This window comes from Synechococcus sp. PCC 6312 (genome assembly GCF_000316685.1).
Lineage (GTDB): Bacteria > Cyanobacteriota > Cyanobacteriia > Thermosynechococcales > Thermosynechococcaceae > Pseudocalidococcus.
Window position 1 is genome coordinate 636,606 of record NC_019680.1, and the last position, 20,243, is coordinate 656,848.

A 20,243-nucleotide genomic window follows, 5' to 3' on the forward strand; every position below is an offset into this window, starting at 1 on the left:
AACAATCCCATGAGCCTGGCCCAACTACAACGGGAACCCAAACTCAGTCTTGCGCTCTATCACCTGTTTAAGTGGTCTGTGGTTGCCCCGCTCTTCCACACCTACCTGCACGGCCGAATCGTTGATGCTCAAACTGTCCCTCAACGGGGCCCCTTAATCATCGTCAGTAACCATGCCAGCTATTTTGATCCACCGCTGCTCTCTAACGCTGTCCGCCGCCCTGTTGCCTTTATGGCCAAAGCCGAGTTGTTCAAGATTCCCATTCTTAAAACCCTGATCCGTCTTTATGGAGCCTATCCAGTCCAACGGGGAGCGAGAGATCGCAGCGCAATCCGGGCAGCCCATCAGGCCCTCAAACAGGGTTGGAGCGTTGGCATTTTTTTAACCGGAACCCGGACTCCCAATGGCCGCATTGATGATCCCAAGCTCGGTGCCGCCTTGATCGCAGCCCAGGCCCAAGTGCCTTTGTTACCAGTCTGCCTTTGGGGAACTGAAAAAATCCTCAGTCGTGGCCCAATGCCCCGGTCTGTGCCAGTCACTGTCCGGATGGGTCAGTTAATTTCCCCGCCTGCCAGTAGTGATCGTCACGAATTAGAGGCCATCACCCAGGCCTGTGCCTCCCAGATCAACGCCCTCCACGACTTGGGACGATGACACGGCTCCCTCTACTTTTATCTCTAGCGTTGGCCGAGTCTAATTTTTCCTTGGGCACAAGAAACTCAGCGTAGATCAAAACCGTCACTGTCCCAGTACCATAGTCAAAGTATCCTACGGACTAATTTTCTTTTCGGGATATGCATAGTGACCGGAGTGAAGGCGATAAAACAACAACAATCAACAACGATCAACAACGATCATGTGGCTCCCCTCTGTCCCTAGTTTTTGAGTAATTTGCGAATTTTTAGGAGAATTTATGAATAGGTTGGCTCGCTTCGGGGTCTTAGCTAGTTTAATCGGTGGGATATGGATTGCCCCGGCCATGACGCGCCAGATGGTTGTGCAAGCCCTACCCCAGGAACAGGTGTTACAGCAACTGAGCAATGTCCCGATTTTCATGATCACCAATGCCAAGGGCGAGCCACTCACTTATTCTGTCCCCAGTCCCGCCGATAAAACCAAACAAGTCCAAGTCTTTACTTTTTTCATTAGCAAGCAGGATGCAGAAGCAACGATTACTAGCCTGAAGCAACAGCAGCCGCAGATTGGGAACAGTGCCAAAGTTACGCCAGCCTCTTTAAGTGGGGCATTGAAGGCCGCCTTAGATGCTCAGAAAAATCCCACCTTGGGCGTGGATATTGTCCCTTCTCGCGTCCAACTGGAAAAGGCCATTGCCATGCTCAAGCAGTCTGGTGACATCCAAGAAAAAGAGGGCAAGCTCGTCACCAAAGATGGGCAGCCCTTTCGGACGGGGACACCGCTATTCTATGTAGCCGACATTAAATCTGGTAATCCGATTGCCATTGAAGCCAAAGTCCAAGAAAACGGCCAGGCCAAGACCATGCGCTTTGTCCCTTTTTACTTTGACAATACTCAATTGCAAACGGAGCTAGACACGGCCCGCAAGTCCAATCCTGACCTGGCCAAAAATACCAATATTCGGGTGGTGATGTTGGATATGTTGGTGGCCACGCTCCTGAGCAGTACCGATCCGGCAGTGGGACAGATCCAATTGGTGCAAACCCCCGATGCCATTCAAGCCGCAGTTCAACTACAGCGCAGTAGTAGCCCCACCCCCAGTCCAGCCCCACCCACCAGCCCCACTCCCGCAAGACCCCCACAAAAGTAAGGCTTGATCTTGGGAAGATTTGGATTACGGCGGCAGAACTTGATATGGGCCGACTCCTGCTAAAGAACAGATCTTCCCAAGGTTGGTGGTTATTTCCTCCTCAAGGCAGGGCCATCTGGCTCAGTCCAGTTGAGTTCCTTTCTATGCTTCCGGTTGACGACTGAATAGCACCGGACATTCGGCATAAACTCGCACATAGTCAGACACGGATGTTCCCAATAAGCGATCCAGATCCGGCAAGCTCCGGGCAATGGAGGGGCGGCGATCGGGGGATCCCAGCACAAGTAAGTCCGCATTGGTTTCCTGGGCAATCCGGCAGACTTCTTCCCCAGGCCGGCCAGAACTAACAAAGCATTGATAGGCAATTCCCCGTTTTTTGGCTTCAGCAACCGCCGGGGCAATGACTGAATCCTGTTCCGCTTCAGTACTCGTCAGGGGGCCACTGCCTTTGAGGTCAGGGTTAACATGGGCCAGAATCAGCTTGCCACCTTTGACATCCTGAATTAAATTGAGGGCCACCTTCAACGAGGCCTGGCTAGAACTAGAGGGGTTGAGGGCCACCATAATCCGATTAATTTTTTGGACGTAAATGTCATCTCGGACAAGGAGCATTGGGCGGGTAGAGAGTTGAAAGACATACTGACTGACTGAATTAGCCAAGATGGATTGCAAGCGTTTGAGGCCTCGAGACCCCATGATGATCAAGTCCGTGTTGAGTTCTTCTGCGACGCGACAAACCGTATCTTTAGGGTCTCCCTCCCGCAGGATGGTGTTCACGCTATGGACTTGCTGGGGATTCAGGTGTAGTCGTTCCACGGCCTGGGCTAATAGTTTGACCCCTTCGGTGCGCTGGGCTTCTACTTCTTCAGCAACAACTTTGGGGGGAATGACATGAAGAACCGAAACGGTGGCTCCCTGTACCGCCGGCAGTTCCATGAGCGACTTCAACATCAATTCCGCCTGGCCAGTGCCGGAGTCCGCTAGCAAAATATTACGAATCATGATTTACCTCATCAGCCTCAATCACTAATGGCATCCCACAACAGGAACGACCGAAACAACGCCGCAATCAGAACCTCTGTCAACTTCGGAGTAATGCTCTCAATCCTGCTGTTAGCTTAGATCTTAAGGCGGCCAAGCCCAGGCCTTGCGGGTTAATCTACAAAACGTCATGGTTGTCTCAGCCAGGGATCGACTGGCCGGGTCAATTCCCAGATCACTATTCTTGACCGCCAAGACCACTCACCTCAATAACCAACAAGGAAGATGATCAACTGATGTTACCTTCTACCCCTTGGCTCAACTACCCTGTCCGCGTCCAACCCCATCAAACCGATTATGCAGGGGTGGCTTGGCATGGCAGCTATCTGGCCTGGTTAGAAGAAGCCCGGATTGATTGTTTACGACAAGGGGGAATTGAATTTGCTGACTTAGTCAACTTAGGCTGTGATCTACCCGTGGTGCGTTTAGAAGCTCGTTACCTCCAGGCCTTGCAATTTGGGCAAACTGCCTGCGTGAGAACTCGCTTTGTCCGCCAGGAAAAAGTGCGCCTCTGCTTTGATCAATGGGTGGTATCCCCAGATTTAAGTCTGATCTATTTCCAGGCCAGCCTCCAACTTGTTCCGCTTCAGCGTCCGACTGGTAAAATTCTCCGCATCCTGCCTCAACCACTAGCCGCAGCCTTACATAAATTAGGGCAGCAGTCTGATTGATTCATTCGAGATGAACGGTAAAGGGGATCTGTTGCCATGAGTTCAAATCACTCTGGGAGTTTTGAAAGTCTTAAATTCACGCTGATCTGAAAAATGACCGCACTACATGGACTGTTTTGACCGATGCAACTCCTTAGATGGGCTGCTAAGAACAGGATTTTGAGCTATCCTCCATCCCATTCAAGAGGGGTAATCTTTTGACATGATGCAGCCTTCAGAATCCCTCCATAGGAATTCGACCATAAACTAGAGAGTGTTGGGGTAGATAGAGATTGATCAATGAGTAAATTTCGCACAGGCCTGGTGATTGCTCTAATCACGTTCATCATTGTGGTTAGTGGGAATTTGATGAGCTTGGCCACAATGGCGCGCCCCCAAGTCTCCCCTGAGTTGAGTCAAGCCGTCTTAAACATGGAGAGGCGACTCAAAAATGACTTTGACTCCTACTTCGGGCGTGATTTAGCCACCATCACCCAAGCCCCCGCCGCCATCGCCACGAGCCTAGCCAAAATCAGCCGCAGGACTGGGCAAAAAACAGCCGTTCTTTGGGTTATTCCCCGTGCCGATGATCTCCACCTCGTATTGATTACCCCCAATCAAGCCCCAGTGGTCAAGGATTTGCCAGAAGCCCGCCAAGAACTACTTTTGCCGGTGGTGGAAAAATTTCAGCGGGAGGTATCCAGCCCGATCATCAGGGAGAAGAATTTTCCGGCTGCCCAGCAACTTTATCGGTGGATAATTGCCCCCTTTGAAGCTGAATATCTCCAACCCCAGGGCATTGAATCACTCCTTTTTTGCCTGGGTTCTGGGGTACGGACGGTGCCATTAGCTGCCCTCTTTGATGGTCAAGAATTCCTGATTGAGAACTATGCCCTCAGTCGGATTCCCGCTTTTAACTTAATTAAGCTCACCTCAAAGCCCTTACACCGGCCCCGCATCTTAGCAATGGGAGCTTCGGAATTTAGAAGCCTTAGCCCTTTGCCAGCCGTTCCAGTAGAACTGAATACGATTGTGCAGAAGGTGGATACCCCTCGTTCCGCTGAGTTTCTTAATCAAGACTTTACGTTGGAAAATCTTAAAAAGCAATTACGCAAGACTCCCTTTGATATTGTTCATTTAGCCACTCATGCGGAGTTTCGGCCTGGAACCCCCAATGAATCCTTTATTCAACTTTGGGATCAGTCCCTCAATTTGCAGGACATGGATCGGATGCCTTGGCGAAATCCAATGGTGGATCTCCTCGTGTTGAGTGCCTGTCGGACTGCGGTGGGAGATCGTCAAGCCGAACTGGGGTTTGCGGGGGTAGCCTTGCAGGCCGGGGTTAAGTCGGCCCTCGCGAGTCTCTGGTATGTGGATGATTTGGGAACCCTCGCTCTCATGGGGGAATTTTATGGGCAGATGTCGCGCGTTTCAACCAAAGGAGAAGCCTTACGCCAAGCCCAATTGCATCTGCTCAGGGGAGAGGTAGAAGTGACTCAAAATACATTGACTCTTTCCAAAGCAGAAATTACCTTGCCTAGCAACCTAGCCCGCTCTAGTCCGGTCAATTTTCGCCATCCTCGTTACTGGGCGGCCTTCACAATGATTAGTAGCCCTTGGTAAATCCCTCTATATAGTCATTTCGCTTAGGAATGAAACACAAAAATACTTGAAACTGTTACGAGCTGGACTTTTGAGTGTCCCAGTTTTTGCAGAAATGACTATAGCTAACCTTAGCGTCAGAGCTGAGAAAATCCGTCAACTTTGCCGTTAATGCTGCCTCAACATGAATTAGATAATTAGATTAAGATAAGGTTAAAACCAAGTTAAAAGGGAGGGAAGATGGATAAACAAGCCTTTCTTTATCCCCGTAGTCGCTACTATGGGACAGTCAAGCTGGAAAACCTTGCGTTTGATGCCAACTTGCAAGACTTTGCCACCCAGGTGAGTTACATTACGGCACTCCAAACCAATGGCAAGCTTTCTCCCCTCGAAGCCTATGGCAAAATCAAGGGCCTGTGGCACGCCTTAAAGTCCAGTAAGAAAACTCTGGGTGTTGGCGAAAATCCCTTCCAGGCCCCGGAACTGCCTTAATTACGGCCCAAGTTATAGCGTTACCCATAAGGGTCTGGTGATGAGCAAGCCGGAAAGTACTGAAGCATAACGGATTTAGCATTCTATTTGTCCTAAGCTGCCTGTGTAACGCTATACACCAGAGTTCTAAGCAGGGGGGAGATCAAACCAGAGCAATTCAGCTTCAGTGCTGGTAACTAGGGTTAAGCTGCCCGGCCCCGTAACCGCTAGGCCATCTCCCTCCTGCAAGGGTTGATCATTCACCAAAACCTCTCCCTGGGCCACCTCAAGCCAACCTAAACGACTAGCAGTTAGTTCTTGAGTCAGGGTATGTCCAGATTTGAGCTTGGCTGCGAAGATGCGGGTGTCTTGGAAAATAGTGACGGTTCCCCCTTGGCCTGGAGGAGCGGCAATCAGGTGAAATTGATTGAGTTTAGCGGTTGGGGCGAGGGATTCCTGGGCATAACGGGGAGCTAGACCGGGTTGATCCGGATGTACCCAGATTTGGAGTAACTCCACAGGCTCAGTGCTAGAGGGGTTAAACTCGCTATGAATAATGCCTGTCCCAGCACTCATGATTTGCACATCGCCGGCCTGGATAATTGCGCCATTGCCTAAACTGTCCTGATGCTCTAAGGCTCCCTTGAGAACATAGGTGAGAATTTCCATATCCTGATGGGGATGATTGGGAAATCCGCCTTGGGGGGCAATATAGTCATGGTTGATCACCCGGAGTTGGCTGAATCCCATCCGTTGCGGGTCGTAGAAATTAGAAAACGAAAACGTGTGGTAGCTTTCTAGCCAACCCAAGCGCACATGGCCCCGTCCTTTGGCGGGATAGAGTTTAGTTTTTAAGGCCGTTAGCGTTGACATAGAAGACACCTCAAATAAGGGATAAAGAACAAGTATTACTAACAATTAAGACTGTGATTAATCAATGTTTAGGGTAGGGGATAGGGCTGTTGCCAATGACTGGTAAAAACAAAATTGGGAAAGGCCTTACGGGCCCGTGATGAGGCTTCCCGTTCTTGCAGTTTTTCACCAAGTTGCTGTCTGTCTCCGTAATATCCCAAGGCGATAGCAACCACCGGATCGTATCCCGTTGGAATCTCACAGACTTCCCGCGCTTTGGCAGTATCAAACCCGGCCATCTGATGGACAAATAAACCGCTGGCTGTGGCTTGAACGGTTAATTGGGCCACGGCGGCTCCCAAATCATAATAGGCATGGGCATTGGGCTTACTATTATGATCAAAGGTGAGTTTAGCAACCCCAATCATCAGTACGGGAGCATTTTTAACCCAGGCCTGGTTTGCTTCCACCAGACAGCTAAAGAGACGTTGATAGTCTTCCGTTTGGGCCTGGGTGGCCACTAAAAATAACCAGGGTTGCTCATTAAAAGAGGAGGAGGCCCAACGGGCGGCTTCTAATAAACTGGCAATTTTTTCTGGTTCCACAGGTTGCTGACTGAAGGCAAGCGGACTCCAGCGGCGTTGAATTAGCTCATGAATTGGATATTGGGTAACCGCTAGTTTTTCCATAGGGGAGAGTTCCTGAGAGATTGCACTTCTTAATCCTTACCCTTACTGTAGCGATTAAACGGATAAAATGTGAAGTACATACTAAAAAGTAAGATACTTACCAAAAGAATACTATGGACAAATTAGTCGGTGATTTTGCCGAAATGTCTCAGGAGTCTCATTGTGCGGTCGAGGCCACCTTGCGAGTCATCGGCGGACGCTGGAAAGTGCTAATTTTACGAGCGTTATTTGGTGGGACACAACGGTTTAGTGCCTTAAATCGGGCTTTGCCAGGAATTACCCAAAAGATGCTGACTCAACAATTGCGGGAACTGGAACAGGATGGAATTGTCCACCGCCAAGTCTATCAACAAGTGCCGCCGCGGGTTGAATATTCCCTGACAGCCTTGGGACAGACTCTATATCCGGTGCTTAAGAGTATGCATGACTGGGGAGAAACATTTTTAGCCTCAACCCAAGCAATTGAGAGTTGAGGAAGGGGCGGTTCGTGTAGGGGCTAACCGGGGAAGCAAAACCGGAAAAACCTACGGCAACAGTTCCCCAAGATTGACCTCCAGGCCTGGGAGAATGGCCCTAGTGACAATCGGGGTAGTCCGATCAAATATCTGCCACTGCACTGCGTCTGAAGCCATAATTGCCGTTAAAGCAAGCTCATTTTCGGGAAAGATAATCCACACCTCTTGGGCCCCAGACTCTAAATATTCCTTCGCTTTGGCCAACAATCCTTCCCCAGAATCATCGGGAGAGGCAATCTCAGCAATAAGGGGAAAACTCTGTTCTAATGCGACTTTTCCAGGGATTTGATCGAGTAACTCAGCCGTGATTAGGGCCACATCGGGCCGCCGACCCTGAGCTTGGGTTCGACAAAGGGCTTCGACTAAAACTCGTCCTGTTGACTGCGCCTGAAATAGGTACTGCTGCCAGAGGTATGCGAGCTTGGCCTGAGTCGCAGCATGATTGAGTGTCATACCTTTTTTTTCTTCTATAAAATTATCAATCCATTCGCATTGGTCGGGAGGATGGGCTAGAAACTCCGCCAAAGAAACTTGCTGCCCAGGCCGGTACACAGGAATGACTTCGGGATTAACAACTGCGGCTGGGGATAGCTCGAGTTCTTCTTGAGTTGGAAGAGAGGGAGTCGCAACCATAGGAGTTTATTTAATCCAAACTGTTTTAATATTGACAAATTCTAAAATGCCAGGCCGGCCCAATTCCCGCCCAAAACCAGAGCGTTTAATGCCGCCAAAGGGTAAGCGAGGATCGGATTTAACCATCCCATTGATAAACACGGCTCCGGCTTCAATATCCCGAATCAGTTGGGTTTGCTCTTGAGGGTCATTTGTCCAACCACTGGCCGCTAAACCAAAGGGGGTGGCATTGGCTAATTTAATGGCTTCTACGACATCTTTAACTTGGAAAATCAGGGCGACTGGGCCAAAAAACTCCTGGGCAAAAACGGGATTGTGGGGGGTGATTCGGGTGAGTACCGTGGGGGAATAGTAATGTCCTTGGCGAATTGGAGCGGGTAATTCCTGACTGCCTTTGAGGGTTGTACCGCCCAAGAGGATTTTTGCCCCATGTTCAACAGCAACTTGGACTTGTTGATCCAGTTCGGCAAGGATGTTGGGTGTTGCCAGGGGCCCAAGTTGGGTAGTCGGAGCCAGGGGATCCCCAATTTGCCAATTTTTTAAGTGGGCAAGGAAGTGGCTAATAAATTCATCGGCCACGGATTCGACGACAATAAATCGCTTGGCGGCCACACAGGATTGACCATTGTTAATCATCCGGGCTTTGGCGGCGGTCAGGGCGGCCAATTCTAGATCTGCACTTTCCAGAACAATGAAGGGATCACTGCCGCCCAACTCTAAGACAACTTTTTTCAGTTCATGGCCACTGGCCTGGGCTAAACTCATCCCCGCGGGTTCACTGCCAGTCAGAGTTGCGGCTTTAATTCTGGGATCACTGACCAGGGGAGCAATTTGATTTGCCCCAATCAGTAACGTTTGAAAGACATGATCGGGAAACCCTGCGGCCTGGAAAATTTCGGCAATTTTGAGCGCACATTGGGGGACATTCGAAGCGTGTTTGAGTAATCCAACATTTCCGGCCATCAGGGCTGGAGCCGCAAACCGAAAGACCTGCCAAAACGGAAAGTTCCAGGGCATCACGGCTAAAATTACGCCCAAGGGTTGATAGGCAATATAGCTATGGTGAGCATCGGTAGCAATGGTCTCTGGACTTAAAAAAGTTTCGGCATTTTCGGCATAGAATCGACAAACCCAGGCCGACTTTTCAACTTCCGCAATCGCTTCTGTGATCGGCTTTCCCATTTCTAAAGTCATTAAACGGGCATAGTCTTCCCGATGGGCTACCAATAGGGCGGCTGCTTTCAACATCCAAGTGGCCCGCTCTTCAAAGGTCGTGTGGCGATAGAATTCAAATGCTCCTTGGGCCTGGGCCACCGCTGCGGTTAGTTCTCCATCTGACAAGGCTGTAAATTCTTGAATCACATCTCCCGTTGTGGGGTTAATCGAGGCAATCGCCATAATGTTTGCTCCTCAAAAATGCCGCGGTTTAACAGCTGTAGTCAACCAATATTCATAAGCCTATGGATCTAGGATAAGGCGCAAACAATGATTTATCCTGTTAGACAACCCGTTCTAGACGGTGTAAGATTCAACCAATACTAGCTGCCAACTGATTTCTAATTAGTTCCAGTTGAACCTGATCAATATCAATTCACACTTATGCTTAGAGCCTTGATCTTGGTTTAGTTACAGCCTTGAATAATTCCATGGCCTGACCCATTTAAGTTTGTAGAATAGAAGTAAACTAGCAAGGATCTGATTGACAAGATTTCTGAAATTTTTCTGAGTCAGATCCATGGTTAATATATCCTGCTAGATTAACTGGCTGATGGACTGTACACGTTGTTAGATACACATGCTTGCAAATTAGTTGAATCGTTGGAAAATCTCCTCAATAAGCTTGAGCCCAGATTTCATGAACTGACTTAACCTAGGGATGCCTCACTCATCACTTCTATCGTTGTCCGTTGGTCTGGGCGTAAGGTCTGGGCTACCCGCTGAATATCGGCTGGGGTGACGGCTTCAATGATGTCTAACTGCTGAAATAGATTACGCCAATCTCCAGTTTTGACCGCATATTCTGCCAGTTGTTTCGCCATGCCTTCAGTGGACATTAGGGCTTGAAGTAGATCCATGCGGGCCTGGGTTTGGAGGCGGTTGAGTTCGGTAGTGCTGATCGGGGTGTTTTGGAGGCGGCTTAACTCGGTCTGGATGGCCTGGGCGACTTCCTTTGGGCTATGTCCAGGAGCCGGTAAAGCATAAATCACAAACCGATTCGGATATTTATTTCCTGGATAACCCGTAAAAGCCTGGACGTTGAGGGCGATTTGAGACTGCAAAACTAGGGCCTGGTACAAACGGGAGGTACGCCCTTCAGTGAGGACTTGGGCCAGGAGTTCATACAGTGGATAATCAGCATTCTTGAGGGGGGGGCAGGGATAGGCTTCAACATAGTAGGGCTGGCTGGGCAGTTGAATCTGGGCTTGGCGCGGTGCAGTTGGGAGTGGTTCGGCCGTTGTCACCTTGGGGGGTAAGGGACGCATTGGATAACGACCAAAATAACGTTCAGCAAGGGGTTTGACTTGCTTCGGTTCTACATCTCCCACCAGAACCATTGTCAAGTTGCCGGGAGCATAATACTGCTGAAAAAAGTCTGTAACATTCTGGCGGGTTAAGTTAGCAATATCCGCTTCATAGCCAATCACAGGCCGGCGATAGGGATGCTGTTGGAAGGTGGTGCTTAAGAGCGTATCAAAGAGTTTGCCTGTGGCCGAGTTTTCTGTCCGCATGCGCCGCTCTTCTAAGATCACCTGCTTCTCAGTAAAAAAGTCTCGGAAGACTGGCTCTAAAAAGCGTTCTGACTCTAAGGACATCCAAAGTTCAAGTTTGTTGGCTGGAAAACTATAGAAGTAGCGGGTTGCGTCTGCAGAGGTTGTCGCATTTAAGCCCACGCCCCCGGCCTGTTGGACAATTTGCCCATACTGGTTAGAAACGACAAATTGACTGGCCTGGGCCTGGATCTGATTGAACTTGTCTAGAAGGCTTTTGAGTTGCTCGATCTGATTCTCTTGTTTGGCGGCCTGGATCTGGGCAAACACGTGATCTAATTGATCCAAATACTGGGCTTCTTGCTGAAAATCTTGGCTGCCAATTTTCTGGGTTCCCTTAAAGGCGAGATGTTCTAAGTAGTGGGCAACTCCAGTTTGTCCCTCTGGTTCATCGACTCCCCCGACATCGGCATAGGTCAGAAAAGAAATGATCGGGGCCTGGTGCTGCTCCATGACAATAAAGCGCATTCCATTTTTAAGGCTAAATTCCGTCACCTGATGCATGGCCCGCTCCACATAGGGTTCAGTTGTTGGCTGTAGGATGGCTCCATGGACAGGTATGCCCAGGCCCCAGGCCCAAGTCAACATTCCAAGGACAACTGCCCCAACAACAACATCGAAAAATTGCTGGGTTTGCTTCCCTCGCCCTGAAATTTGAGGCACTATCTGCATCCTCAACCATCGCCAAGACTTAGGAATTTTTTTCTCGCTCAAAATCAACTAAATGACAGAGAATTTCAGCTTGCCGCTCTTGGGCTGTACTTAAGGAGTCTAGAACTTGGTTTTCCCGCTCGGCCTGTTGGAGAAGAATTTCCAAGATGCGATGCCGCCGCTCCTGATCCGCTTCTAAATGTTCTGCCAACTTTAAGACCGATTCCACGAGCCGGCCCACATGGGTATCTGTTTGGGACTGTTGTTGTTTGAGTTCGGCGATGATCTGGCTATTGGCCGCAATGGAACGAGCATTGGAGTGGATCATCTGTTCTAAGCGAGTTAGGCGTTGATCCAGGTCTTGGAGAAGTTGTCCCCAGGATGAGGCAAAGGGATCATTCGGGTTCATCGGAGAAAGTTACTCACTATCCAAAAGATAAAGTAAATAAAGACACTCACCAGGCCTTCTACATTACCAGCAAAGCCAAAAATTCCCAAACTAGCCAGACCCCCGCCAATAGCTGCCCCAATCAGTAAGGCGACTAAGGTGATCAAAAATGCTCGTCCCAGTCGTTGTTCCTTGCGATTCAACCAAACTAAATTAAAGCCAACTCCCAAGGCCAGCAATAAGGCCAAGGAATCAGTATTGGCCACCAGGCCCAGGCCAGCCAAACTGCCATAGACCAAAGTCGTAATCACGAAGGACATGACTGGAGGCTTATCGATCCATTCTTGCCAAGGAAGATTGAAGCGAGGGTGGGTGGGTTTAGCGGTTTTTTTGGGGGGCTGCTCGGCTAATCGTTCCGCAAAGCGAATCCGCTCGGGAACTTTAATTTTTCCTTCTTGGCGTAGTCGTAACCGATCCATCAAAATGGCATCGTAGGCCGCCTCGATTGTGGTCCGGAAACGGTCGTCATTTAAATGAGTTTGGAGTAGTGTGTCCCGTGCCGCCTGAATTTCTTCAAAGGTGGCCTCCTGCGAAACCTGCAGTTGCTCGTAGGGAGAGGGCTGTTCGCTCATTGGTCACAATCCATGATTCGGGTAAAGGGCTGACGGCATCGGTCAAGTTCAAGCCTCGGAATCATTGCACAGCAGTAACGAAAATTTCTAGGCCAAGCAACAACTCATTTTAGGATAACAAAACCTTCTCGAATTATAAAAATTATGAATTCTCAGAGGGTCTGGCTGGTGCAGTTGCCTAAAAATCCGGCTCTCCAGATCCGGGCTGTTGCCGTAAATAGTCAAGAAACTCTAACAATTCATCGTCACTGAGTTGTTGGCGGGAGCGTTTTTTATAGGTTCGTTGTAGGTAACTGCGTCCCTGAACTTCTGTCCAACCTAGTCGCTTTAGTTCTACAGTTGTTTGGGCAATCACATCGGACAAATCTAACGGCGGCGGGGTTGGTTCGGATTGGGGGCGGGCAGGGGGACGAGAGGGGCGGCTAGGTGGGCTGGGTGGTGGGGTGTCATCCATGAATAGGCTGGACTGGGGGTCCTCCGGCTTTTGCCAGGATTGAGGGGCTTCAGCTTCAGGGAAGGAATAGGTGCTTTCCGGAAGGGGTTGAGGTCGAGCTGGATTTAGCAGGGCCTGGGAAACTGTACCGATTAAATGGGCGGGCGGTTCATAGGTCGTAATCACAATTCCCAGAACAGCAAGGGCCCGTTGGCGGGCTAAGTCCTCGGCCTGTTCAATGGCGGGGGCAGCTCCCAGGCCGGTGGCTAAGGTTGTCCCTCCCACTTGCACCTTGGCCTGGACAATAAACAAGCCATCATGAATTTGTAATAAATCTGCCGTCAAACTACCCGTCGGATACCGGTGATGAAACTGTGCTAAGTCTGGCTCCCCACTGCCATGCATTGCTGCCATCTGTTCTTTTTCCTGGTTTGGCCTCTCCTATCCTACCTAAGAAAAAAGGGCTGCCCCTATGAGAGACTAGCCCGTTTATGGAATATTTAGTTAACTCAGTTCCCGAAACACTACTCTTTCAAGAACCCGCTGTAAGCTTCCATCCCATGCTCGCTGATGTCCAAGCCTTTAAGTTCTTCTTCCTCATGCACCCGAATGCCGAGGGTAGCTTTCAAGATCATCCAGAAGATAGAGGTCAGGACAACGGTGAAGCCACCAATGGTGAGAATACCGACGATCTGAGCAATCAACTGGGTAGCACCGTGACCGTAGAGCAAGCCTAAGTCCTTGTCAAACAGACCCACAGCTAGAGTTCCCCAACCTCCATTAACCAGGTGAACCGAGGTGGCCCCAACGGGATCGTCAATCTTAATTTTGTCAAAGAACAACACAGAAAAGACGACAATAATTCCCGCAATAGCCCCAATGATCACAGCTCCCCAGTAGGACACACCGGCGCACCCAGCCGTAATCCCCACCAGGCCAGCCAGAATTCCGTTGATGATCATCGAGAGATCAGGCTTACCAATAACAAGCCAAGCAGTCACGGTGGCGGTAATTCCACCAGCGGCAGCGGCTAAGTTTGTGGTGACAGCAATATAGGGGACAGCATCATCAGCCGCCAACTGGGAACCAGGGTTAAACCCAAACCAGCCGATCCAGAGGATCAAGCAGCCGAGCATCGCAAAGCCCATGTTGTGGCCGGGGATTGCATTGGGAGTGCCATCGGGATTGTATTTACCAATCCGAGGCCCCAAGAAAGCCGCTCCCATCAGAGCTGCCCAGCCGCCAACCATGTGAACAACAGTAGAGCCAGCAAAGTCTTTGAAAGCCACTCCTTCGCCCAGAAAACCGATGGAGCCAAGCATCCCGCCACCCCAAACCCAGTGGCCAGTAATCGGGTAGGAAATCCCCACCAACAATAGGCTAAAAATCAAGAAGTCCACAAACTTAATCCGTTCAGCTACTGCTCCGGAGACAATCGTGGCCGCAGTGCCAGCGAAGGCAACCTGGAACAGGAAAAAGACCGGAATGGGTAAGCCAAAGGTTTCGTAGGTATCGGGGCTTTCACTACTCAGGAAGTAACCACCCAGGCCAATAAAGCCATTTCCTCCTTCTTTTCCAAACATGAAAGAAAACCCAAGGGCCCAGAAAGCAATCGTTGCCAGGGCAAAGACAATTAAGTTTTTGGCCAAGATGTTAACGGCATTTTTCTGACGACAGAAGCCTGCTTCCAGCATCCCGAACCCGGCGTTCATGAAAATAACCAGAACAGCGGCAATAAAGACAAAGGTTGTATTCAAGTACCCTTGTAGTGTTTCCACCGTCAATGGTTCATCCGCCGCCCAGGCCGAGAATTCCCAGCCCAAGAAAATGAACAAAGCCGCCGGAATGCAGGCAAACCAGGCGGGAGATAATTTAATGGCGGGCAAAGCTTGGGCAAATAAGTTGCGATTAAGCCTCAGCCTCACTCCCGGCCGTTTTGCCCGCCTCCCTTGTTTCGATTTCAGCTTTAACATCACGCTTCGAGATTCCTCTAAATAAATTGAACAAGAATTAAAGTCTCGTGCTTAAACACTGAACTTCAACGGAGTGTGAGTGAGTGACCGCCCCTAAGTGGGTTTGTTATTTATCTGTCCGATCAATAATCTAGACAGAAACAAAATTGGACGTTCAGATGCCGGTAGTTTCAGATAGTGAACCTGTTTACCTGCTTTTAACCCTAGATTGCATCAGTTATTTGTTCGGAAAATCTGTATTTTCTTATACATTTGCTCAAAGGGCGGCTAGGGTCTAACCTAGAAGTGGCCTGGGTTCAACTACAAATTACTTCTTAGAGACTTTGGGGTAGTAACAGGGTCAATTATTCACCAACTGGGATAGGGTGGCATGGGGACAATTTGGGAGTTAGATTTTTATTCGCGCCCTATTTTAGATGCACAACAAAAGAAACTCTGGGAAGTTTTAATTTGTAACCGTCAGTTAACATTCCAATTTGCCAAATATTGCTCTGGAGCAGAAGCCAATGCTCGCTGGTTGATGTCCGCTATTCAGGAGGCCGTTCAGCAGTGGCAGCAGGAATTTAATTTGCCAGAGTCAGAACGACCGGAGCGGATTCGCTTTTTTCGCCGCCCCATGAACAGCATTATTCTGCGGGGATGTGAAGCGGCTGGAATTCCCGGATTGGCGAGTCGCCGCACCTTTGGTCTCTATGAGTGGTTAGCAGAACGCCAAGAGCAGGTCTATCCCCAAACCCCCGGCTATCAGCCCTTGATTGCCCCACCCCCCGAACTACCCCAGGCCAAAGCCCTACCATTACCAGATGCCCTTCAAGGTCAGAAATGGCAATTTGTCAGTCTACCCGCGGGCGAATTTGCCAACGCAACTGAGTGGGAGATTAAGTTTGGCGAGGTGTTTTCCTTGTCTGGCCTCGATCCTGAGTCATTAATTCCCGGAATTATCATTTATTCGCAGCGAGCATTACCTCTGGCGGCCTGGATGTCGGGACTGGAACCAGCTTGCTTAAGCTTAGAACTGGGCCCTGATCCGCAATTGGTGTTGGAAACAGGAGCCGATGACCGCTGGACACTCGTAACATTGCCCAATAAAGACCTAATCACTGCGGCAGAAGCGTTTATGGCGGCCCAAGCTCAAGTAAAAAACCTCCATTTCTTGGCCGTCCAAGCTAGTCCTGAGCGGGAAGATTTTGCTGGATTTTGGTTGATGCAGGCCTGGTCTTTAGTGTGAATCTATCCTAAGTCGGACAAATAATCCTGATACAAGTTGGGATAGTTTATGACGCTTTCCTGAAAAAATCCTGTATGGCTTGGACAATAACCTGATTGCCGTTGCTGGGGAGAGGAAGGTTTGTTTGGGGAGGTTGGGGTTCTGCCCTCAGAAAATCCCAAGAGCCTTGATAAAAGTCCGCCGGAGTCAGGATTTGATGATAGCCGTAACTCCGCAGTCCCTCTAGGAGCAGCCGGCCCTCAGCAAAATCATCTCGGGTTAAACTGCTAATGGGCAAGCCTAAGCGTAAGGCCTCGGAAAACGTGCCATATCCAGGCTTACTGACAATCCGACCGCAAATAGGCATGATATCTACAGGGCGATAGGTGCGACCACAAAGCTTGAGTAAATTGGCGAGGCCAGCGGGGGCATTGGGATCAAACGTCATAAATTGCCAATCTGGGAAACGATCAAGATTTGCATAGGGAATTTGCTCCAGGCCCAGGCCCCCAAAGGTCAATAACACCGTTTTTTCTAGGGGATGGTCGAGGTTCAATTTTTCCTTTAACTCTGGTGTACTAAAGCGCGGCCGGCTCCCCGTCAGACCAACATCTTCAAGCACCGGAAACGCCGCCATGGGTTCATGGAAGGGCAACCGAAACAAGCGATCGCAGTGGCTAAAATGCTCGGCAATCCAACTCACGAGGTCTTGAAAAGGCTCACCCCAGGCCTGGTAAATAAAATCCCAGCCGAAATTACTACTCATCCAACAAGGAATCCCCGCTTTTTGGCCAATGGCCGTGGCTAGACAGGGAATATCCGCCAGGATCAAAGGAACTTCATTTTGCTCAATAAAACTGACTTCGGCAGCAATTAAATCTGGGGCCTTGGACTGTATCTGTTGCCATTGAGCTAATGTTGCCCCCAAGTCCATAGTTAAACTATCGGATTGGACAACCCCTAAGTCTAAGCTGCGGGGCCGATGAATAAATTCCCCAGGAAGATAGGCATTCAATAACCAACGCGGCGCGCCGGTGACAAATATAGGCAGTAAATCTGGGAGTTGTTGTTGTAAATCCGCAATCACAGCCGCAGTACGAGTCACATGACCAAACCCATGATTGGTAATGGCAACATAAAGTGTCGGGCGGGACATAGGCGGAGGGACAGGATTTACAAAGCTTAACTATAGCAGTCTCCGTATAAACCCGTAATAATCAAGACTAGCAACGAGAAAATAAATACACAAAGCCATGTCAACCCAACTGAACATTAGTTATCCTGATACCTGGCCCGATGCCCTCAGCCGGACGCCCGAAGAATTTGAGCAAGAAGCAAAATGGGCCATGGCAGTAAAACTGTTTGAGTTAAAGCGTTTATCTTCAGGAATGGCTGCAACATTATTAGGGGTAGAGCGAATAACTTTTCTTCTTAAACTTGATGACTATGGTGTAGCCATGATTGATCTCACTGAAGAAGAACTACTCTCTGATCTTTCCAATGCTTAAAGTCCAGCAGTTAGTTATTAACACGTCTCCGATCATTGCCTTAGTCGCAGCCTGGGGAGACTTATGTCCTCTCGAATCTCTTTACGACAGTGTCCTAGTTCCCTTTGAAGTTTGCCAGGAAATTCTCCAAGGTGGGAATTAGTACTTTGCAGTTTCCGAGTTTGAGCAGGCCAGTTGGTTAAATAAACAAGTAACCCCGCTACAAGTGGCTCCTTATCTACTGAATAGTCTCGACTCGGGGGAAGCGGCTGTAATTCAACTGGCTTTAAATCAAAATATTCAGACTGTCTGCATTGATGAAACCAGTGGACGGCGGATTGCGCGTCTAAATGGCCTAAATGTGACTGGTTCAATCGGCATCTTACTCAAGCTCAAGCAATAAGACCAAAGTTTTTCTATGCGTCAGGCGATTTCGAGAATGTTAGCCCACAAAATTCGCTTGAGTCATACTGTGATTGAATTTGCTTTAGATCAGGCTAATGAGTTGTAATATTAGACTTAAGTCAGTAATTCTCTAAGTTAAAAATTAATAACTGATCTAAAGCTATGGAAACTCGGCCCCTTGGACAAACCGATATGCAAATTACCCCCATCATTATGGGAACTTGGCAAGCTGGTAAACGCTGGTGGGTAGGGATTGAGGATCAGGACTCGATTCAAACGATTCGGGCTGCCTATGATGCGGGCATTACCACCATTGATACGGCTGAAGTTTATGGGGAAGGTCACTCGGAGCAAATTGTCGCCCAGGCCTTGGGGGATGTCCGTCAGCATTGCGTCTATGCCACTAAAGTCTTTGCTAATCATCTCCGTTATGCTGAAGTAATCCGGGCCTGTCAACGCTCTCTGAAAAACCTAAAAACCGACTACATTGACCTCTATCAAATTCATTGGCCGGCTGGCTCTTTTAATAGTGATTTAGTTCCGATTAGCGAGACGATGGCGGCCTTACTGGAACTTCAAAAACAAGGCAAAATTCGGGCAATCGGGGTCTCTAATTTTTCTCGGCAGCAACTTGAAGACGCGATGGCCTGTGGTCGCATTGAATGTATCCAGCCTCCCTATTCCCTGTTTTGGCGATGGGTGGAAGCGGATATCCAGCCCTATTGCATCGAACACAATCTGACTATTATGGCTTACTCTGCTCTGGCTCAAGGGTTGCTCACCGGACGATATGGCCCAGGCCATGAATTTCCCACAGGAGACAATCGGCGGGCTAACATTCTTTTTCAGGGAGAAACCTATATCCAGGCCCTCAACACCCTTGAACAACTCAAACCCATTGCCGCAAATCATCACACAACCCTGGGAAATCTTGCCTTAGCCTGGCTCATTGCCCAACCCCAAACCTCAGCCATAGTCGGAGCTAGATACCCCCAGCAAGCCCAGGAAAACGCCCAGGCCAGCCAAATTAAGCTATCCCCAGAGGAACTTGCCACCATTGATCAACTCAGTCAAGCTGTCATTGCCACTATCCCCGCCCGGCCTGTGATGTGGAACTGGTAAACCGCTACACTGGGGGGAGAATTTTCGGATAAGCCGCCATGCCTGCCCCTTCAAAATCTGATTCACAGCCAAACCCATCCCAGTCCCAGCCAAAATCAGACCCTCCGCCGGCAACAGAAGTTGGGCAAATGGAAGTGAGTACCACCTTTATCTACTACTGTGCTGGCACAACAATGATTGCCGCCCTTGTCGCTAGTCAATTACTTCACCTGAGCTTACTCACGCCTCAGCCCTATCGGATTGGCTTAATCTTTGGTGTGGTGGGTGGTGTCTTAGGAGCCTACTTTAATCACACAGCTACCTTTTCCTTAACAGCTACAAACCCCCAGGCCTTGGATATTCAAATCACAACCCTACTGGCTGAAACTGGATATTCTCTTGCCCAGCAGGAACCTAATCTCGAAGATGCAGCAAAACCTGAAGACAGTTCTAAAGAAAAAATGGCTGGGAGGAACAAACCGTCCACTGCGGCGAACCCCCCAACCCTTGAAATCTACCGTCCTTCTTTTTGGAGAAGCCTGTTTACTGGGCCAATCATCATTCAGCGCAACCCCGATCGACTGACTTTTATCAGCCGGGCCCAAACAATTAAGTGGCTGCGGGAACAGTTAAGTTAATGAAATCAATGGGCAGACAGGAACTCAATCAAAGCCAAAGTGACTGAGTGGTCCAAAAAAATATACAGAGTAGTCCGAATCTACACAAAAGTAACCACAGGGAAACAAACGAGCCGCAGCCTTAATTAGGGGAACATCAATACACAACAGGCAACTTAGTTAAATTTGGTAAGTTTTGGAATTCCAATACTCTACGCCTAAGAAACAGTTACGACTTTCAACCCGAGGGAAAACACAGAAAAAAGGGAACACTCTAATCTTGAGCATCACAAGGATTAAAATCAAACCTGAAGGCGCAGAACCCAATAGGAAGGGGGCTAT

23 protein-coding genes are annotated in these 20,243 nt (G+C 49.2%); 12 read left to right on the plus strand and 11 right to left on the minus strand.

Translation table 11 applies throughout. The features are described from left to right. Nucleotides 1-9 precede the first annotated feature (9 nt). Nucleotides 10-654: a 1-acyl-sn-glycerol-3-phosphate acyltransferase gene (locus SYN6312_RS03070; RefSeq protein ID WP_015123400.1), complete on the plus strand. Its 645-nt coding sequence runs from the start codon at nt 10-12 to the stop codon at nt 652-654. Between the two features lie 259 nt (nt 655-913). Further along, nucleotides 914-1,786 (plus strand): Tic22 family protein, encoded by an 873-nt coding sequence (locus SYN6312_RS03075; RefSeq protein WP_015123401.1) that lies wholly within the window; start codon nt 914-916, stop codon nt 1,784-1,786. A gap of 141 nt (nt 1,787-1,927) precedes the next feature. Here the strand turns inward: SYN6312_RS03075 and SYN6312_RS03080 are convergent, their stop codons facing one another. Beyond that, nucleotides 1,928-2,788, minus strand: a complete 861-nt coding sequence (locus SYN6312_RS03080) for a universal stress protein (RefSeq protein ID WP_015123402.1) — start codon at nt 2,786-2,788, stop codon at nt 1,928-1,930. A 275-nt stretch (nt 2,789-3,063) separates the two neighbouring features. On the opposite strand from SYN6312_RS03080, the gene SYN6312_RS03085 reads away from it, so the two are divergent. The 3 genes from SYN6312_RS03085 to SYN6312_RS03095 all read left to right on the plus strand — a co-directional run bounded on the left by SYN6312_RS03085 (nt 3,064) and on the right by SYN6312_RS03095 (nt 5,571). Next, the gene (locus SYN6312_RS03085; protein WP_015123403.1) at nt 3,064-3,498 is read left to right on the plus strand and encodes a thioesterase family protein; all 435 of its coding nucleotides are present in this window, start codon (nt 3,064-3,066) and stop codon (nt 3,496-3,498) included. Nucleotides 3,499-3,777: 279 nt separating this feature from the next. Beyond that, nucleotides 3,778-5,100, plus strand: a complete 1,323-nt coding sequence (locus SYN6312_RS03090) for a CHAT domain-containing protein (protein WP_015123404.1) — start codon at nt 3,778-3,780, stop codon at nt 5,098-5,100. A gap of 219 nt (nt 5,101-5,319) precedes the next feature. Continuing rightward, on the plus strand, nt 5,320-5,571 hold the full coding sequence (locus tag SYN6312_RS03095) for a hypothetical protein (RefSeq protein WP_015123405.1): 252 nt from the start codon (nt 5,320-5,322) through the stop codon (nt 5,569-5,571). Nucleotides 5,572-5,697: 126 nt separating this feature from the next. On the opposite strand, the gene SYN6312_RS03100 is transcribed toward SYN6312_RS03095, so the two are convergent. Continuing rightward, on the minus strand, nt 5,698-6,423 hold the full coding sequence (locus SYN6312_RS03100) for a pirin family protein (RefSeq protein WP_015123406.1): 726 nt from the start codon (nt 6,421-6,423) through the stop codon (nt 5,698-5,700). 68 nt (nt 6,424-6,491) lie between these two features. After that, nucleotides 6,492-7,091, minus strand: a complete 600-nt coding sequence (locus tag SYN6312_RS03105; protein WP_015123407.1) for a nitroreductase family protein — start codon at nt 7,089-7,091, stop codon at nt 6,492-6,494. A gap of 113 nt (nt 7,092-7,204) precedes the next feature. Between SYN6312_RS03105 and SYN6312_RS03110 the strand changes: the two genes are divergently transcribed. Next, entirely contained in the window at nt 7,205-7,564 is a 360-nt protein-coding gene (locus SYN6312_RS03110; RefSeq protein ID WP_015123408.1) for a helix-turn-helix domain-containing protein, read from the plus strand. Between the two features lie 51 nt (nt 7,565-7,615). Here the strand turns inward: SYN6312_RS03110 and SYN6312_RS03115 are convergent, their stop codons facing one another. The 7 genes from SYN6312_RS03115 to SYN6312_RS03145 form a co-directional block, all read right to left on the minus strand. Beyond that, nucleotides 7,616-8,239, minus strand: a complete 624-nt coding sequence (locus SYN6312_RS03115) for a Uma2 family endonuclease (RefSeq protein ID WP_015123409.1) — start codon at nt 8,237-8,239, stop codon at nt 7,616-7,618. Between the two features lie 6 nt (nt 8,240-8,245). Then, complete coding sequence (locus SYN6312_RS03120; RefSeq protein ID WP_015123410.1) at nt 8,246-9,637, minus strand: NAD-dependent succinate-semialdehyde dehydrogenase; 1,392 nt, start codon at nt 9,635-9,637, stop codon at nt 8,246-8,248. A 467-nt stretch (nt 9,638-10,104) separates the two neighbouring features. After that, on the minus strand, nt 10,105-11,670 hold the full coding sequence (locus tag SYN6312_RS03125; RefSeq protein ID WP_015123411.1) for a pitrilysin family protein: 1,566 nt from the start codon (nt 11,668-11,670) through the stop codon (nt 10,105-10,107). 28 nt (nt 11,671-11,698) lie between these two features. After that, nucleotides 11,699-12,067 carry a hypothetical protein gene (locus tag SYN6312_RS03130; RefSeq protein ID WP_015123412.1) on the minus strand — a complete coding sequence of 123 codons (369 nt, stop codon included), beginning with the start codon at nt 12,065-12,067 and terminating at the stop codon, nt 11,699-11,701. After that, entirely contained in the window at nt 12,064-12,678 is a 615-nt protein-coding gene (locus tag SYN6312_RS03135; protein ID WP_015123413.1) for a CPP1-like family protein, read from the minus strand. The genes SYN6312_RS03130 and SYN6312_RS03135 overlap by 4 nt, the downstream gene beginning before the upstream one ends. 178 nt (nt 12,679-12,856) lie before the next feature. Further along, on the minus strand, nt 12,857-13,525 hold the full coding sequence (locus SYN6312_RS03140) for a hypothetical protein (protein WP_015123414.1): 669 nt from the start codon (nt 13,523-13,525) through the stop codon (nt 12,857-12,859). Between the two features lie 110 nt (nt 13,526-13,635). Then, nucleotides 13,636-15,084: an ammonium transporter gene (locus tag SYN6312_RS03145; RefSeq protein ID WP_015123415.1), complete on the minus strand. Its 1,449-nt coding sequence runs from the start codon at nt 15,082-15,084 to the stop codon at nt 13,636-13,638. A gap of 370 nt (nt 15,085-15,454) precedes the next feature. Here SYN6312_RS03145 and SYN6312_RS03150 point away from each other — a divergent pair, with 370 nt between their 5' ends. After that, entirely contained in the window at nt 15,455-16,312 is an 858-nt protein-coding gene (locus tag SYN6312_RS03150) for a Tab2/Atab2 family RNA-binding protein (RefSeq protein WP_015123416.1), read from the plus strand. 46 nt (nt 16,313-16,358) lie between these two features. Here SYN6312_RS03150 and SYN6312_RS03155 read toward each other — a convergent pair whose 3' ends face one another. After that, the gene (locus SYN6312_RS03155) at nt 16,359-17,447 is read right to left on the minus strand and encodes a hypothetical protein (protein WP_015123417.1); all 1,089 of its coding nucleotides are present in this window, start codon (nt 17,445-17,447) and stop codon (nt 16,359-16,361) included. A 97-nt stretch (nt 17,448-17,544) separates the two neighbouring features. Here SYN6312_RS03155 and SYN6312_RS03160 point away from each other — a divergent pair, with 97 nt between their 5' ends. From SYN6312_RS03160 to SYN6312_RS18135, 5 genes are all read left to right on the plus strand, one after another. Beyond that, nucleotides 17,545-17,799, plus strand: a complete 255-nt coding sequence (locus SYN6312_RS03160; RefSeq protein ID WP_015123418.1) for a UPF0175 family protein — start codon at nt 17,545-17,547, stop codon at nt 17,797-17,799. Beyond that, entirely contained in the window at nt 17,792-17,941 is a 150-nt protein-coding gene (locus SYN6312_RS20275) for a hypothetical protein (RefSeq protein WP_216594171.1), read from the plus strand. The genes SYN6312_RS03160 and SYN6312_RS20275 overlap by 8 nt, the downstream gene beginning before the upstream one ends. Nucleotides 17,942-18,004: 63 nt before the next feature. After that, complete coding sequence (locus tag SYN6312_RS20280) at nt 18,005-18,181, plus strand: hypothetical protein (RefSeq protein ID WP_216594172.1); 177 nt, start codon at nt 18,005-18,007, stop codon at nt 18,179-18,181. Between the two features lie 164 nt (nt 18,182-18,345). Next, nucleotides 18,346-19,305 (plus strand): aldo/keto reductase, encoded by a 960-nt coding sequence (locus SYN6312_RS03170; protein WP_015123419.1) that lies wholly within the window; start codon nt 18,346-18,348, stop codon nt 19,303-19,305. A gap of 128 nt (nt 19,306-19,433) precedes the next feature. Next, entirely contained in the window at nt 19,434-19,922 is a 489-nt protein-coding gene (locus SYN6312_RS18135) for a hypothetical protein (protein ID WP_051020954.1), read from the plus strand. Nucleotides 19,923-20,243: the final 321 nt, after the last annotated feature.

Bases quoted from the DNA above. Each gene is read 5' to 3' on its own strand.
- SYN6312_RS03105 (WP_015123407.1), bottom strand. From the start codon at position 7,091: ATGGAAAAACTAGCGGTTACCCAATATCCAATTCATGAGCTAATTCAA.
- SYN6312_RS03075 (WP_015123401.1), top strand. From the start codon at position 914: ATGAATAGGTTGGCTCGCTTCGGGGTCTTAGCTAGTTTAATCGGTGGG.
- SYN6312_RS03160 (WP_015123418.1), top strand. From the start codon at position 17,545: ATGTCAACCCAACTGAACATTAGTTATCCTGATACCTGGCCCGATGCC.
- SYN6312_RS03170 (WP_015123419.1), top strand. From the start codon at position 18,346: ATGGAAACTCGGCCCCTTGGACAAACCGATATGCAAATTACCCCCATC.
- SYN6312_RS03070 (WP_015123400.1), top strand. From the start codon at position 10: ATGAGCCTGGCCCAACTACAACGGGAACCCAAACTCAGTCTTGCGCTC.
- SYN6312_RS03100 (WP_015123406.1), bottom strand. From the start codon at position 6,423: ATGTCAACGCTAACGGCCTTAAAAACTAAACTCTATCCCGCCAAAGGA.
- SYN6312_RS03155 (WP_015123417.1), bottom strand. From the start codon at position 17,447: ATGTCCCGCCCGACACTTTATGTTGCCATTACCAATCATGGGTTTGGT.
- SYN6312_RS20275 (WP_216594171.1), top strand. From the start codon at position 17,792: ATGCTTAAAGTCCAGCAGTTAGTTATTAACACGTCTCCGATCATTGCC.
- SYN6312_RS03135 (WP_015123413.1), bottom strand. From the start codon at position 12,678: ATGAGCGAACAGCCCTCTCCCTACGAGCAACTGCAGGTTTCGCAGGAG.
- SYN6312_RS03115 (WP_015123409.1), bottom strand. From the start codon at position 8,239: ATGGTTGCGACTCCCTCTCTTCCAACTCAAGAAGAACTCGAGCTATCC.
- SYN6312_RS03145 (WP_015123415.1), bottom strand. From the start codon at position 15,084: ATGTTAAAGCTGAAATCGAAACAAGGGAGGCGGGCAAAACGGCCGGGA.
- SYN6312_RS03140 (WP_015123414.1), bottom strand. From the start codon at position 13,525: ATGGCAGCAATGCATGGCAGTGGGGAGCCAGACTTAGCACAGTTTCAT.
- SYN6312_RS03090 (WP_015123404.1), top strand. From the start codon at position 3,778: ATGAGTAAATTTCGCACAGGCCTGGTGATTGCTCTAATCACGTTCATC.
- SYN6312_RS03095 (WP_015123405.1), top strand. From the start codon at position 5,320: ATGGATAAACAAGCCTTTCTTTATCCCCGTAGTCGCTACTATGGGACA.
- SYN6312_RS18135 (WP_051020954.1), top strand. From the start codon at position 19,434: ATGGAAGTGAGTACCACCTTTATCTACTACTGTGCTGGCACAACAATG.
- SYN6312_RS03085 (WP_015123403.1), top strand. From the start codon at position 3,064: ATGTTACCTTCTACCCCTTGGCTCAACTACCCTGTCCGCGTCCAACCC.
- SYN6312_RS03150 (WP_015123416.1), top strand. From the start codon at position 15,455: ATGGGGACAATTTGGGAGTTAGATTTTTATTCGCGCCCTATTTTAGAT.
- SYN6312_RS03110 (WP_015123408.1), top strand. From the start codon at position 7,205: ATGGACAAATTAGTCGGTGATTTTGCCGAAATGTCTCAGGAGTCTCAT.
- SYN6312_RS03080 (WP_015123402.1), bottom strand. From the start codon at position 2,788: ATGATTCGTAATATTTTGCTAGCGGACTCCGGCACTGGCCAGGCGGAA.
- SYN6312_RS03120 (WP_015123410.1), bottom strand. From the start codon at position 9,637: ATGGCGATTGCCTCGATTAACCCCACAACGGGAGATGTGATTCAAGAA.
- SYN6312_RS03130 (WP_015123412.1), bottom strand. From the start codon at position 12,067: ATGAACCCGAATGATCCCTTTGCCTCATCCTGGGGACAACTTCTCCAA.